General features: G+C 35.1%; 14 protein-coding genes. All 14 read right to left on the reverse strand.

Annotation, left to right across the window (positions count from 1 at the left end):
* Positions 1 to 115 precede the first annotated feature (115 nt).
* A complete protein-coding gene (locus COC46_RS09725) occupies positions 116 to 673 on the reverse strand; it encodes a manganese efflux pump MntP (protein WP_098809509.1) in 558 nt (185 codons plus the stop codon).
* Between the two features lie 506 nt (positions 674 to 1,179).
* Complete coding sequence (locus COC46_RS09730) at positions 1,180 to 2,223, reverse strand: L-threonylcarbamoyladenylate synthase (RefSeq protein WP_098809510.1); 1,044 nt, start codon at positions 2,221 to 2,223, stop codon at positions 1,180 to 1,182.
* 106 nt (positions 2,224 to 2,329) lie between these two features.
* Positions 2,330 to 2,788, reverse strand: a complete 459-nt coding sequence (locus tag COC46_RS09735) for a GNAT family N-acetyltransferase (protein ID WP_098809511.1) — start codon at positions 2,786 to 2,788, stop codon at positions 2,330 to 2,332.
* A gap of 58 nt (positions 2,789 to 2,846) precedes the next feature.
* On the reverse strand, positions 2,847 to 3,551 hold the full coding sequence (spoIIR, locus tag COC46_RS09740) for a stage II sporulation protein R (protein ID WP_483295514.1): 705 nt from the start codon (positions 3,549 to 3,551) through the stop codon (positions 2,847 to 2,849).
* Positions 3,552 to 4,086: 535 nt separating this feature from the next.
* Positions 4,087 to 4,941 (reverse strand): ATP-grasp domain-containing protein, encoded by an 855-nt coding sequence (locus tag COC46_RS09745; protein ID WP_098809513.1) that lies wholly within the window; start codon positions 4,939 to 4,941, stop codon positions 4,087 to 4,089.
* Positions 4,938 to 5,843: an ATP-grasp domain-containing protein gene (locus COC46_RS09750; protein WP_098809514.1), complete on the reverse strand. Its 906-nt coding sequence runs from the start codon at positions 5,841 to 5,843 to the stop codon at positions 4,938 to 4,940. The genes COC46_RS09745 and COC46_RS09750 overlap by 4 nt, the downstream gene beginning before the upstream one ends.
* Before the next feature lie 137 nt (positions 5,844 to 5,980).
* Complete coding sequence (gene prmC, locus COC46_RS09755) at positions 5,981 to 6,841, reverse strand: peptide chain release factor N(5)-glutamine methyltransferase (protein ID WP_098809515.1); 861 nt, start codon at positions 6,839 to 6,841, stop codon at positions 5,981 to 5,983.
* Complete coding sequence (gene prfA, locus COC46_RS09760) at positions 6,841 to 7,908, reverse strand: peptide chain release factor 1 (RefSeq protein ID WP_141550889.1); 1,068 nt, start codon at positions 7,906 to 7,908, stop codon at positions 6,841 to 6,843. Before prfA ends, prmC begins: the two co-directional genes overlap by 1 nt.
* 166 nt (positions 7,909 to 8,074) lie before the next feature.
* The gene (locus tag COC46_RS09765; protein ID WP_098809517.1) at positions 8,075 to 8,689 is read right to left on the reverse strand and encodes a thymidine kinase; all 615 of its coding nucleotides are present in this window, start codon (positions 8,687 to 8,689) and stop codon (positions 8,075 to 8,077) included.
* Positions 8,690 to 8,892: 203 nt separating this feature from the next.
* Complete coding sequence (locus tag COC46_RS09770; RefSeq protein WP_098809518.1) at positions 8,893 to 9,138, reverse strand: type B 50S ribosomal protein L31; 246 nt, start codon at positions 9,136 to 9,138, stop codon at positions 8,893 to 8,895.
* Positions 9,139 to 9,297: 159 nt separating this feature from the next.
* Positions 9,298 to 10,572: a transcription termination factor Rho gene (rho, locus tag COC46_RS09775; RefSeq protein WP_098809519.1), complete on the reverse strand. Its 1,275-nt coding sequence runs from the start codon at positions 10,570 to 10,572 to the stop codon at positions 9,298 to 9,300.
* Between the two features lie 344 nt (positions 10,573 to 10,916).
* On the reverse strand, positions 10,917 to 11,882 hold the full coding sequence (glpX, locus tag COC46_RS09780; RefSeq protein WP_098809520.1) for a class II fructose-bisphosphatase: 966 nt from the start codon (positions 11,880 to 11,882) through the stop codon (positions 10,917 to 10,919).
* A gap of 72 nt (positions 11,883 to 11,954) precedes the next feature.
* Entirely contained in the window at positions 11,955 to 13,253 is a 1,299-nt protein-coding gene (locus tag COC46_RS09785) for a UDP-N-acetylglucosamine 1-carboxyvinyltransferase (RefSeq protein WP_098809521.1), read from the reverse strand.
* 444 nt (positions 13,254 to 13,697) lie between these two features.
* Positions 13,698 to 14,552, reverse strand: a complete 855-nt coding sequence (locus tag COC46_RS09790; RefSeq protein ID WP_025671031.1) for a class II fructose-bisphosphate aldolase — start codon at positions 14,550 to 14,552, stop codon at positions 13,698 to 13,700.
* Between the last annotated feature and the right edge of the window lie 276 nt (positions 14,553 to 14,828).

Raw genomic sequence — 14,828 nt, forward strand, 5'->3', positions numbered from 1 at the left:
ACCTCACCCTCATTTATGTGAACGGTTTATTTAATCTATTCTACTAAAAAACAAAAGGATGGGGCAATTGTCTCCAATTTCCTCCATCCTTGAACTTATTCAACATACTTATGTATTAGGAAAAAAATAAAAGCTTTATTCCGAAAATCAATAAGAACGAACCACCTAAAAGTTCTCCAAATTTACCAAGTTCCTTTTCTACTCTTCTTCCTAAAAGTAATCCAGCCCAAGTTAAAAGTGTACTAATAATACCAAATAATAAAATCGTTAGCCATGTTTTAGCACCAAATGTTCCCAAGCTAATACCGACCGAAAAACTATCCACGCTTACACCAAATGCAAAAAGCAGTAAACCGAACCCTGTAGGTGAGTACTTATTTTCTTCTTTACCAAATAAAGTAGAGTAAATCATATGAAAACCGATCCCCATTAGTAATACTCCACCGAGCAATACAGCATATCGACCAAGATTTTCAGATAACTCATATCCAATGATCATTCCTAATAAGGGCATTATCACATGAAAAAGCCCAATTACAATCCCAATATTAATGATCTGTTTAAATTTAAGTTGTATTACACCCATCCCTAATCCAACTGAGAATGCATCTAAACCTAGCGCAGATCCCATAATTGATAATGTAATCATCTCATCGATTAATGAGCTACTCATGCTTTCCCCCCTAGGACTTGCTATTAAAAGATATGCACGTCCTATAATTCATATGAGGGAAATTAATAAAATTTAATAATCGTGACCAGAAACCTCAATGAGCTTCTATTAATTTTGATACGTTAAATGATGTCATTGTCGGTATGGAGAAATACGTACGCCAAGGTGAACATTGTTGTTAAAGTTGTGTTTTTTGGTGATAAATAGTTCAGGTCAAACTATTTCTGAACAGTAACTACAGAGACATTCTTTAAAAACCACGAAACAAACTGGCAATCTCTTTATTCAACAATATAAAAAATAGAAGCCACAAAAAGCTTCTATTCAATGTGTAGACAAAGTCCAAAAATTTGATTTCAGACTGNNAGCGCTTGTCTTTCGAGGCGCGAAGCCTGATGAGGAGCGGAGTTACCCTAAACGGTAATGAGCACCGCTTCAGCAGGCGAAGCAACGAAGAAAGCGAGCGTTTGGCGGGCAGTCTGAATAGAAGCCCAAAAAGGCTTCTATTATTTTTCCTGAACTACTGAATGTCCACAAGCTTTCCACAGTCGATTCATAATTGCAATTCCGATTCCTTCATAAGGAAACGTTTCACAATAAATGATATCCACATGTTCTTCATTAAATTTGCGAATACAATCATATAACGATGCTGCTACCGTTGATAAGTCACTGCGTTTTCCACATGTAAGAACAACATCTGCATTATATTGATTTGCATTTTCTTCTGTTGTTAAGATTCCTACTCTTTTTCCTTGCGTTTTGGAATTGTGTATAAGTTTGTGCATAAACTCTATACTTCCGTTTACAAGATGCATTTGAGCGTCGGGTGCATAATGTTTATATTTCATCCCTGGGGATTTTGGTGCCTCATTTTCCCTCATTGTTGCTGGATCTACTTCAACAGTTGAGATAACTTCTTTTATCATGTCTGGCGTAATACTACCTGGTCTTAGTATTGTAAATATTTCTTGAGAACAATCTATAACTGTTGATTCTACACCAACCCCTGTACTACCACCATCCACGATTCCAACAATTCGTCCATTTAAATCCTCAAATACATGTTTTGCAGAGGTTGGACTAGGTTTTCCTGATGTATTCGCACTTGGTGCAGCGATTGGTAAATTACTTGCCTCAATTAACGCTAAAGCGACTGGATGATCTGGCATTCTTATACCAACAGTGGATAAACCTGCCGTAACATACTTTGAAACATTCTTTTTACTTTTTAGAATTAATGTTAATGGCCCTGGCCAAAAAGCATCCATTAATTTTTTAGCATCTAATGGAATTTCTTCTACTAGGTTATTTAACTGTTCTTCATCCGCAATATGAACAATCAGTGGATTATCACTTGGTCTACCTTTTGCTTGGAAAATTCGTTGAACTGCTTCATCTGAAAGAGCATTTGCTCCTAGTCCATAAACAGTTTCTGTTGGAAAAGCGACAACTTGTCCTAACTGTAAATTTTTCGCTGCATCCACAATCTGTGGGTAAACTTCTTCTTTATTCACAGGATTATCCACATACCATATTTTAGTTTCCATACGTAGCACCTCTCTTTAGAGTGAATAATAGTGTATATTTTACAAATTTAGACATTATCCAAAGAACGAAAAACAAGTTTTATCCACAAATTGTGGACAAAACTTGCTAATTTGTGGATAACTTTGTGTATAGTTCTTTTTGATAAACTAATACTTCTTCATTCGTAATAGTAGTTTGATAATGATTCATTTCCTTAATATTGTTCGAAACATTTTCTTGTTCTACTTGCCCGAAACCTAGTAAAAGGAATAAGTCTTGGACAACATGCTGTCTTGTTAATAAATATACTTTACTAATCATTTCTTCTTTTAGTTTCTCAAGAACACTTTGTAAAAAGAGTACCATATGCTGTGAATAAATGGTAGGTGCAACTACTAATGATCTTAATAGCGCTTCTTCTCCATCTTGTTCATATCCAATAACTGCTTGTGCTTTTCCAAATTCATCTTCCAATATGAAAAAAGATTCTTGTTGTTCTTCAAGTCCGTTTGTGGATAATCCTGCTTGTCCTAAGAATGAAAAAATTGTTTCAAAATCTTCTTGATTAGCTGATCGTATCTTCATAAAAAAAACCTCCCTAGTATGCTTGTACTACTTTATGCACATAGGGAGACTGCTAGAACTAAAATAATTGTTTAAACATTTGTACGAAGAAACTCTCTACTTTTATATCATCATTTTGTTCCTCATTAGGCAGTGTAGAAGCTGCAACAACATCTTCATCATTGCTAACACTAGCATTATGAACTGATAAGTCATTGTTTTGAATTAAAGAATCTTCATTACTTAAACGAGCTACGTCATCTTCTTTTTTAGGTTCTTTTTCAATTTTAGTTTCCTTTTCAACCTTTTGTTGAGCTTGAAGTGAATCTTTAGTTAACGTTGCATCACCATTTGAAAAATCTAGGAAGCATAATGGCGGGAACAATACACACCACCAATTTGCCCCTTGTCCTGCACCAAGTTCTATTAGTACTGCTTCATAATCGCCAGCAGGGTATAAGAAGCTACCATATAATTTTGTAGGGAATTTAACCTTTTTAGAATAAGTAATTGTAAATGGTTGATTAGAGCCTTGTTCATTAATGACACGGGCAACTGTCTTTTGTAAATCTGGAATATGGCTTTTAATAACCTTTTGTCCCTCTTCAAAGCTTGTTAAATCCTTTACCCAAGTGTTGATTTGAGCATTAACTTCATCTCGAACTTTACGTTTAAGAGCTTGGTCTGCACTAGAATCGCTATTTGCTAGAATTCTTAATCTTACTGCCTTCTTAGGAATTACGACCATTTCACTACCTTTTGCATTTGTATCTCGAAGTGGCATTAATACCGATGAGCTGATTAATAATATGATAAATAAAGAAATAATTCTATATGTTAGTTTTGTTTTATTTTTAGTTTTCATTCTCTCCACCATCCCTCTAGGAACAGTGTAGACAAATTGATTATTTCTTAAACACTAGTATTCTATTTTTTTAAAGATGGCTCTGTTAAAAAAGAATGTTGATTTTCCATTCCAGGTACTTCGCTTTCCATGGGGCGTGACTTTAGCCTCCTTGAGCAAGACTCCAGGGTCTAAAGTTTCCCGCATTTCCCATAGGAGTCTTCGTACCTTCCATTTCAATTAGTCTCGAATTTAACTANNATTAATATTAACAGAGCCTTAAAGATAAAAAGAGTACAGTTGATTTCTACTCAAGGATACTCTTTTTCTTTAGTGCATGCGCTCGCATTTCCCATAGGAGTCGAGCACCTTACGTTATCTATTTGTGGATAAAAAGGTTAATCTAACAGTTCTATTAGCAATCTATTAAAAGGGATCGCCTCTAGTTTTCCCTTTATAGCAAATGGATCTTCTATTATTTTATCTGTTTTTTTATATACTCCATATATAACGAAACAATATCTATATCCGATACTGTATATAATGTTCTACTTCCTACTACATCTTCAATTTCGTTTAGGATTAGTTGGTTGTTTGCGTCGAACATGAAGTCAATTCCAACAAAGTCGAAGTCGAAGTAATCTACTATTTTTTGAATGAGTTCTTTTTCATCTTGAGAGAGTTCATATAGTTTTGCGCCTCCACCTAATGAAAAATTCGCACGAAAGTCTCTTTCCGAATATCTTAGAACAGCTGTGACAATTTCTTTACCGACAATGAAAACTCTTAGATCCTTTCCTAGTTGCTCAGCAACGTTTTGAATTAGTATTTCATCGAAATTTGAGTTCTGTACGGTCTCCAATAATTCTTCTTGATTATTAATAAAAAATACTTCACTACCGCCTCTTCCTGTGCAATTTTTAAGTACGCAAGGGAACTGAATTGTGTCGACTGCTTTAGCGATTGTGTTTTTTTTAAAATAAAGTGTGTCTAGCATTGGAACTCCCAATTTAGCAAGCTTCTGGTGCGTTATAAACTTATGATTGGCCATTGATGAAATCGCATAGTTATTAAAAATTCTAATTCCTATTTCTTCAAAGTGAGAAGATAATATTTGTGATATTGCTCTCATTATAACAAAGTCTGGCTTACTTATTTCTTTACTTTGATAGTAAAGTGTATTTACACCGTTTCTAATACCTATTACGATATCTTCCGTATAAAGTAACTTTAGCTCAAATCCATTTTCCAGTGCCCCACTTATCAACCAGTCGATATACGATCTATTTCGATCTGCGTCTGCTTCTGAATAGATTAGCCAACCAATCATACGTTTTTCTCCAAGTCCTCGAAAATATAATCAATTATATACTTCGTTGTATCTACATCTGTACATAGATAAATATTTTTAAAATGTGCATTTGAGTTAACTTCACATAAATATGTTTTTCCGTCTTCACCGAACAATAAATCAATTCCTGCAAAATCAGCTCTTAATATTTCAGCGCATTTTAGGGCTAAATTGATTTGCTCTTCGGTCGGCTCGTATTTATACATCTTTCCACCATTTGTAACATTCGCACGAAAATCTGATTCTGATTTTCTTAATACTGATGTAACTACTTGTTTACCTACTACTTGGATGCGAATGTCTGTACCTCTGCTCGATTCGATAAACTCTTGAAAAATATGCGGCTTGTGTTTTAGCTCGTTTACTTTTATTAAAAAGTCTTCTCTATTCTCAATCAAATACACTTGTCTACCAAATGAACCGTATGACTCTTTTATAATTAATGGAAAACCGAGTTCCTGAATTACTTCATCATAGAAATCATAGTTTGTTAAATCACAATTTGGAAATAAGAGCGGAGCAGTAATTGTTTTTGGCATTGGGATATTGAAGTTCGATAATTCTTGAAAAGTTAAAGCTTTATCATCGCAGACTTCAATTGTCCTCGCAGAATTATATAATTTTAATCCCATATTTTCTAAATGCCTAGCTAAATGGACATCCTTGTCCCAGAAGATGACAAAATCAGGGTTTTCATTGGCATACTTCCCTTTTAAAGTCGCTTGGCCTTTTTTAATTACCGGAATCAGTTCATAATGTTTAACTAAAGTAACATCCATACCTTTTGCAGTTGCTGTATCCTGCAACCATTCAAAAAGTTCTGTAAATTTTGTAGCTGTTATATGACCATTAAATACAATCCAACCTTTAAACTTTTTCATTGTAACGATCTTCTTTCGTATTATTTTTGTTTTTTCATTATTAAAAATTCCTTATCTTTTACCACTTTATCATATAAAAAAAGAATCGCAATACATTGACTTTTTCTAGTCAATATAATGACGATTCACTTTTTCCATTAGCCTTTTACCATGTATACCATACGGTCTTTACCATTAATATCGAAAACAACTTCAACAGTAGCATTCGGAAAAGCTTTTCTTAATATGTCAGCAACTGGCTCACCTTGGTTTACGCCTACCTCAAATGCAACAAGAGATTTTTCTTTTAATACTTTAGGTAAGTCATTTGCAAAGCGGCGGTAAAAATCTAGACCGTCTTCACCGCCAACTAAAGCACGGTATGGCTCATGATTTTTAACCACATCATCTAACCCTAGCCAATCCTCATGTGGAATATAAGGCGGATTTGATACAACAATATCAATTTTCTTATTTTCTTCAATAAAGTAATTGAGTAAATCATTGTGAATAAAATGAACATCCGCATGCAATTCTTGTGCATTACGTTTAGCAACTTGAATAGATTCTGATGCTATATCAACTGTGTGAACTGTAAGCTGATTACTTTCAAGCGCAAGTGAAATAGCAATTGCTCCACTACCTGTACCTACATCTACTAGCTCAAGTTGATCTGTATTATTCCAATGTCTATGAATACGGTGTAGTACACCTACGACTAGTTCTTCTGTTTCTGGTCTTGGAATTAGTACTTCCTCATTCACAAGGAATTTTCGGCCATAGAAGTATTCATAACCAATTAAGTATTGAATCGGTTGGCCTTTTACGTGCTTATGAATCATTTCTTGGAACTGCATCCACTGACGTTCTTCCAAATCTTCTCTCATATTTAGCAACAATTCCGTTCGACTGTAGTCCAAAATATGTTTTAATGCAATTTCGCCCACATTTTCATCACGACCGTGTTCTTGTAAAAAAGAAGAAGCCCATTTTAGGGCTTCATATATCTTTGTTGTCATTATTGACTTTGTTCCATTCGTTTTGCTTGATCATCCATAATTAACGCATTAATAATTTCGTCGATTTTACCTTCAACGATTTGATCAAGTTTTTGAATTGTTAAACCAATTCTGTGGTCAGTTACACGGTTTTGTGGGTAGTTATAAGTACGGATACGTTCAGAACGATCACCTGTACCTACAGCTTGTTTACGGTTTTGGTCGTATTCCGCTTGAACTTCTCTTTGGAATTTATCATAAACCCTAGCGCGAAGAACCTTCATCGCTTTTTCTTTATTCTTAATTTGTGATTTTTCATCCTGACATGATACAACTGTATTTGTAGGAATATGTGTTAAACGAACTGCCGACATCGTTGTATTTACCGATTGTCCACCAGGACCACTTGAAGCAAATGTATCTACACGAATATCTTTTTCATGAATTTCAATCTCAACTTCTTCAGCCTCTGGTAAAACGGCTACAGTCGCTGTTGAAGTATGAATTCGTCCGCCTGATTCTGTTTCAGGAACACGTTGTACACGGTGAGCACCATTTTCAAATTTTAATTTTGAGTATGCACCTTTACCGTTTATCATAAAGATAACCTCTTTAAAGCCACCTAGCTCTGTATAGTTACCTTCAATGATTTCTGTTTTCCAGCCATTAACCTCAGCAAAACGGCTATACATGCGGTATAACGTAGCAGCAAATAGTGCAGCTTCGTCTCCTCCTGCTGCGCCACGAATCTCAACGATAACGTTTTTATCATCGTTAGGATCTTTTGGAATTAAAAGGATTTTTAATTGTTCTTCCAAATCCTTTGATTCGTTTTCTAAATCGTTTAATTCCTCTTTTACCATTTCGCGCATATCAGCATCAAGCTTTTCTTCAAGCATAGCTTTTGCGTCTTTAATTTGTTCTTTCACCGATTTGTATTGACGGTAAGCATCTACAGTTTCTTGAATATCAGACTGTTCTTTTGAGTATTCTCGTAATTTTTTTGAGTCGTTTATTATTTCTGGGTCACTAAGTAAATCGTTTAATCTATCATAGCGATCCTCTACAGCTTGTAATCGATCAAACATAATTTTCACCTCGACATTTTCGTCTTAAATAGATTGTAAATATATATCGAAAGAAGCGATTTAAAATCGCTTCTATAATTCTAAATTCCCGATCAAAGCATTTACAACGCTTTATCCACAATTCTTAGTATATGGTCTTAATAGTTAATTTTCAACCTACTGTCTTTTAATCATGAAGATTTTGAAGTGCTGGCTGAGCTGTTTTAGTTGGTACTTCGTGACAATGACGGCATCTTGGTTCGTAAGATTCAGATGCACCTACTAATATAATAGGGTCTTCAAACAAAGCTGGTTTACCATTTATTAACCTTTGAGTTCTACTTGCAGGTGAGCCACATGTAGCACAAACTGCATTTAATTTTGTAACATGTTCAGCAATTGATAATATTTCAGGAACTTTACCAAATGGTAATCCTCTAAAATCCTGGTCTAAACCTGCACAAATAACCCTTTTACCGGAGTTTGCAAGTTGTTGAACTACTTGAACAATTTCATCGTCAAAGAACTGAATCTCGTCAATTGCAACTACTTCAACTTCTTCTGTAACATATTTAAGTATATGTGATGAGTGAGTTACTGCGTAAGCAGGTACCTTCATACCTGTGTGAGACACCACTTCTACTTCACTGTATCGATTATCAATTGATGGCTTGAATGTTACACAGCTTTGTTTTGCAAACTGTGTACGACGAATACGGCGAATTAGTTCCTCTGATTTTCCAGAAAACATACTTCCGCAAATCATTTCAATCCAACCATTTTTTTTCATCATAAAGAACATTATGTGTCTCACCTTTCTATATCAGTACAAAGACTATTTTATTTAGTTTAAACGCCGAATGATTCTGCATTTTTATTCGTGTAAGTATCTTGTCTATTTATATTAAAATTCATTAAATTGAATTGAATCTTATATGATATTTGACTATAAATGCGTAAAAAAAGCAGGCAAAGTAGCAATAACTCGCCTGCTTTTCATCAATATTACTTAAGGCCGTATTTTTTGTTGAAACGTTCAACACGTCCTGCAGCGTTAGCAAATTTCTGACGTCCAGTGTAGAATGGGTGAGAATCAGAAGAAACCTCAACTTTGATAAGAGGGTAAGTTTGACCATCTTCCCATTCGATTGTTTCGTTAGAATATTTTGTTGAACCGCTTAAGAATTTGAAACCAGTGTTAATATCCATAAACACTACTTTCTTGTAATTAGGATGAATATTCGCTTTCATGTCTTTCATCTCCTTCCGCCCTGAAATCCTTGAAATCAGAGTTATCAAAACCATGTGTATACCACATAATTTACATTTAACATACAAATGAAATTATAGCAACTAACCCGGGAGAATGCAACCCACTATTTTCTCTTACAGATTGCTTATATCTTCCAACTATTTATGAGAGACAGGTGTTTTCCTACTTTCTTCAGTCATTGTATTGAAGAACTCTTCATTTGTTTTCGTTTGACGAAGCATTCTGAAATAACGTTCAACAAAGTCTGGAATATCTGACATTGTTTTTCTCATTAACCATAGCTTGTCCAGATGATCTTTTGGTATTAATAAATCTTCTTTACGAGTACCAGAACGGCGAATGTCAATAGCTGGGAAAATACGACGTTCAGCTAATGAACGATCTAGATGTAACTCCATATTTCCGGTCCCTTTGAATTCTTCATAAATAACATCATCCATACGAGATCCTGTGTCAATTAATGCTGTAGCTAAAATTGTTAAGCTTCCGCCTTCTTCAATATTACGTGCAGCACCAAAGAATCGTTTTGGTCTATGGAATGCAGCAGGATCAATACCACCTGATAACGTACGACCGCTTGGCGGAATAACTAAATTGTATGCACGAGCAAGCCTAGTAATACTATCCATTAAAATAATGACATCTTTCTTGTGCTCTACTAGTCTCATAGCACGTTCTAATACTAATTCTGCAACTTTAATGTGACTATCAGGAGTTTCATCGAAAGTCGAACTTACGACATCTCCTTTTACAGAACGTTCGATGTCCGTTACTTCTTCTGGTCTCTCATCGATTAACAATACAATTAATTCTGCTTCTGGGTGGTTTGTTGTGATGCTATTTGCAATTTCTTTTAATAATTCTGTTTTACCTGCTTTTGGAGGGGCAACAATTAAACCACGCTGACCAAACCCTACTGGGGCAATCATATCAATAATTCTTGTTGAAAACTTAGCAGGTGAAGTTTCAAGCTTCATTTGTCTATTAGGATACAATGCAGTAAGTCCTGGGAAGTGAACACGTTCTTTAGCATTCTCAGGGTCGTCACCATTAACTGCTTCTACTTGAAGTAGACCAAAGTATCTTTCATTCTCCTTTGGAGGACGTACTTTTCCAGAAACCTTATCACCATTTCGCATATCGAAACGACGAATTTGAGATGCAGAAATATAAATATCTTCTGAACTAGGTGAATAATTAATTGGACGTAAGAATCCGTATCCTTCTGAAGGAATAATTTCTAATACACCTTCCATGAACATTAATCCATCTTTTTCAGCTTGCGCTTTTAGGATCGCAAAAATAAGTTCCTTTTTCGTCAATTTGCTGTAATACGAAATTTTCATTACTTTCGCATGTTCATACAAATCTTTTAATTTCATGTTTTCTAATGCAGAGATTGTTAAACTCATACAACACCACTCTTTACTTTTTTTCGGTCAAATTAGGGTTTTCTTAATTCGGAAGGTTATTTAGAAGGTTTTTTGAAGGAAACTTACATAAAGTATTACTCTTTAGTGTAACCTTTTCCCCTAAAAATATTCTAAGTAATTAGAATTAATAGGTTTACTATCTATTGAGATTATAATTCGAAAGAGTTTTTTATGCCAACTATTTTTCGACTAAACTATTTAATGACTCTCCCCTTTGGCAAATAAAGGAAAGAGTCATTATTTTAATAAACTAAACTAGATTTTGATTCTCAAATAAACGACTCTATTTACGGTTTTCAACGTCTAGCCTTTATGCATTCTTATTATTTGATTACTAGGTTTGGTTTTTTGTTTAAGCTGTGGCGTCCATCTACAAAACGAACAGTTCCTGATTTAGCTCGCATAACTAACGAATGCGTAGAACCTACATTACCTTTGTATTGTACACCTCTTAATAGTTCTCCATCAGTAACTCCAGTAGCAGCAAAAATTGCGTCATCACCTTTAACTAGATCGTCCATGTATAATACACGGTTTGGATCTTCAATGCCCATAAGTTTGCAACGTTCAATCTCTTCTTCATTTTGAGGTAATAGCTTTCCTTGAAGTTCTCCACCTAAGCATTTTAAAGCTACTGCAGCGATAACTCCTTCTGGTGCTCCACCGCTTCCAAATAAAATATCAACACCTGTATGATCAAATGCTGTGTTAATTGCGCCAGCAACATCACCATCATTGATTAATTTAATTCGTGCGCCTGCTGCGCGAATTTCTTCAATTAGTTTCGCATGACGTTCTCTATTTAAAACTGTTGCAACAACTTCATTTATGTTTTTTCCTTTTGCTTTTGCTACAGCCGTTAGGTTTTCTAGTACAGTTGCATTGATATCAACTTTTCCTACAGCTTCAGGTCCTACTGCAATTTTCTCCATGTACATATCTGGAGCATGTAATAAATTACCATGATCAGCAATCGCAATAACTGCTAAAGCATTCCATCCACCAGATGCTACGATATTTGTACCTTCAAGTGGATCAACTGCTACATCTACTCGTGGACCATATCCATTTCCAAGTTTCTCACCAATATAAAGCATTGGAGCCTCGTCCATTTCCCCTTCTCCAATAACAACTGTCCCCTTCATAGGAATTGTGTCAAATACGTCACGCATCGCTGTTGTAGCAGCATCATCTGCTTCATCCTTTTTGCCTAATCCCATCCATTTTGCTGATGCTAATGCTGCTGCTTCAGTAACTCGTACTAACTCCATTGATAAACTTCTTTCCATTCAAAACTCCCCCTTTGATGTAAATGAAAACTATCTTAATTATGTTAAACTGGAGTATATAGACACCCAAATTTACGCATTTTTTAATTGTTCAACTTCTTGCTCGGTTAGTTGAACACGCCATACATTTGCCCCTAATCCTAAAAGCTTTTCTACCAAATCCTCATATCCTCGATCAACATGCTCTAATCCAGTTAGTTCTGTTTTACCTTCTGCAATTAGACCAGCTATAACTAATGCTGCTCCAGCTCTTAAATCACTTGCTTTTACACGACCGCCTTGCAACTGAGATGGACCAGAAATAATTGCCGTACTACCTTCAACTTTAATGGTAGCACTCATTCTTCTAAGCTCATCAATATGCTTAAATCTGGCACCATATATTGTATCAGTAATAACGGCTGTCCCATTAGCCTTCGTTAATAATACTGATAAGGGTTGCTGCAAATCAGTCGGAAATCCTGGATAAACTAATGTTTTAATATCAACTGATTTTAGTTCTTTATTTGATCCGGTAACGATTATTTGATCGTCATTCGTATCGATATCTATATTCATTTCCCTCATTTTCGCTATAAGCGACTCTAAGTGATGAGGAATAACATTATCAACAATAACCTTGTCCCCTTCTTGCACAGTTGCAGCAGCTAATATTGCATAAGTTCCTGCTTCAATACGATCCGGAATAATTGTATGAGTGCAGCCCGATAATGATTCGACACCATCAATTCGAATTACATCAGTACCCGCACCTTTAATCTTAGCACCCATACTAGTTAATAAAGTCGCAACATCAACAATCTCAGGCTCTTTTGCAGCGTTTTCAATAACGGTTCTACCATTTGCTAAAACCGCTGCTAACATGATATTTATCGTTGCACCGACACTTACTACATCTAAGTATATACGTGCACCCTTTAGTTCTTCTGCTCTTAAATAAATTGCCCCTTGCTCATTCGTAACTTTTGCACCTAATGCTTCAAAACCCTTTATATGTTGATCTATAGGTCTTGGTCCAAGATAACAACCCCCTGGTAAGCCTATAACCGCTTGCTTAAATCTACCTAGCATCGCACCCATTAAATAATAAGAAGCTCGCAATTTTTTTACTTTTCCACTTGGAAGTGGCATTGCGACCATATTTGTTGGATCAATCATTATTTTTTCATCAGATATTTCAACTTGGCCACCAATTTCCTCTAAAAGGTCACACAGTGTTTGAACATCCGAAATATTTGGAACACCTTCAAGTGTTACAGGTGAGCTTGCTAATATAGTTGCTGGGATTAATGCCACCGCACTATTTTTGGCACCGCTAACACGAATTGTCCCTTTTAAAGGTATACCGCCTTCTAACACAAGCTTTTCCATAGCATACTCCCTTCTAAATGAGCAGAAGAAAATAGTAGAGAAGTAAATTTATTATCTTCTCGACTGTCGATTAGTTTCTACCTATTTTCCCCAAATTTCTACTTCCCTAATCTTAGTTTATACGAGAGGTACAGTCTACTGTAAAGACTTCTGCATCGGATTTACTCGACATTTTTATTTACAACAACTTCAATTTCCATAAAAATTAAGGAAAACCTCTGATAACTTTTGAATAATAAAAGAAAAGTAGAAATAGATTATTGGTAAATTATTAAATAAACCTCTACTAATTCTAATCATTAATGTGTTATGTCTTCAAGTCTAAATGAAAAAACAGACAAAACTTTTAAACGAATTTGTTAAACAAGAAAACCGTCTAAACATAATTTAGACGGCCTTAATTTATTATAATATATCATATTTTAAGCTAAAAAACTTAAAATATTATGCTTTGTTGCTAGTACCGAATTCACGGATTTTACCAGCTACTGTTGCAATAATCGCTTCACGACCTGGTCCAAGAACTTTACGTGGGTCATATTGTTTCTCATCATTTGCAACAAATTCACGAACAGCTTTATTGAAAGCAATTTGGTTCTCAGTGTTTACGTTAATTTTAGCAGTTCCACGAGCGATTGCTTTTTGAATTTGTTCAGTTGGGATTCCTGTTCCACCGTGTAATACTAATGGTACATTCGTCTCGTTACCGATTTGTTCCATTTCGTCAAAACCTAATTTTGGTTCACCTTTGTAAGGTCCGTGAACTGAACCTAAAGCTGGAGCTAAGCAATCGATACCAGTACGTTCTACTAGTTCTTTACACTCTGCTGGATCAGCATAAATGATGTCTCCAACAACGTGATCTTCTTGTCCACCAACAGTTCCTAATTCAGCTTCAACAGATACTCCATGAGAATGAGCATAGTCTACAACCTTTTTAGTTGTTTCAACGTTTTGTTCAAATGGATCATGAGAAGCGTCAATCATAACTGAAGTAAATCCAGCATCAATTGCTGCCTTACATGCTTCAAAGCTTGAACCGTGATCAAGATGGATTGCTACAGGTACAGTAATTTTTAAATCAATTAATAAACCTTCAACCATTTTTACAACAGTGTTAAATCCACCCATGTATTTAGCTGCACCTTCAGATACACCAAGGATTACAGGTGATTGTTCTTTTTCAGCAGCAGTAAGAATAGCAAAAGTCCACTCTAAGTTATTAATGTTGTATTGACCAACTGCGTATTTACCTTCTTTTGCTTTATTAAGCATTTCAGTCATAGATACTAAAGGCATTTTAAGCCCTCCTTATTATCATTAATGGAAATTAATCTGCACCCATAATTGTACTAACAAGAATATAATGCAACAAATCGTTCTTTATTATGTAAATTATTAGGTATTTATATCACAACATAAGAATACAAAAAATGATATAAAAACACAACCAATATCATCTAATGTTCGTATTATCGTAACATATTGGACAATAAAGCATTTTTTTAATGCTTTTTATCCGTTTTTTCCGAAAACGCTTTCATTTGATGAATACAAATCGAGTAGGAGGGAGTG

Origin of the sequence: Bacillus sp. AFS041924, assembly GCF_002577195.1 — a bacterium.
Lineage (GTDB): Bacteria > Bacillota > Bacilli > Bacillales > Bacillaceae_G > Gottfriedia.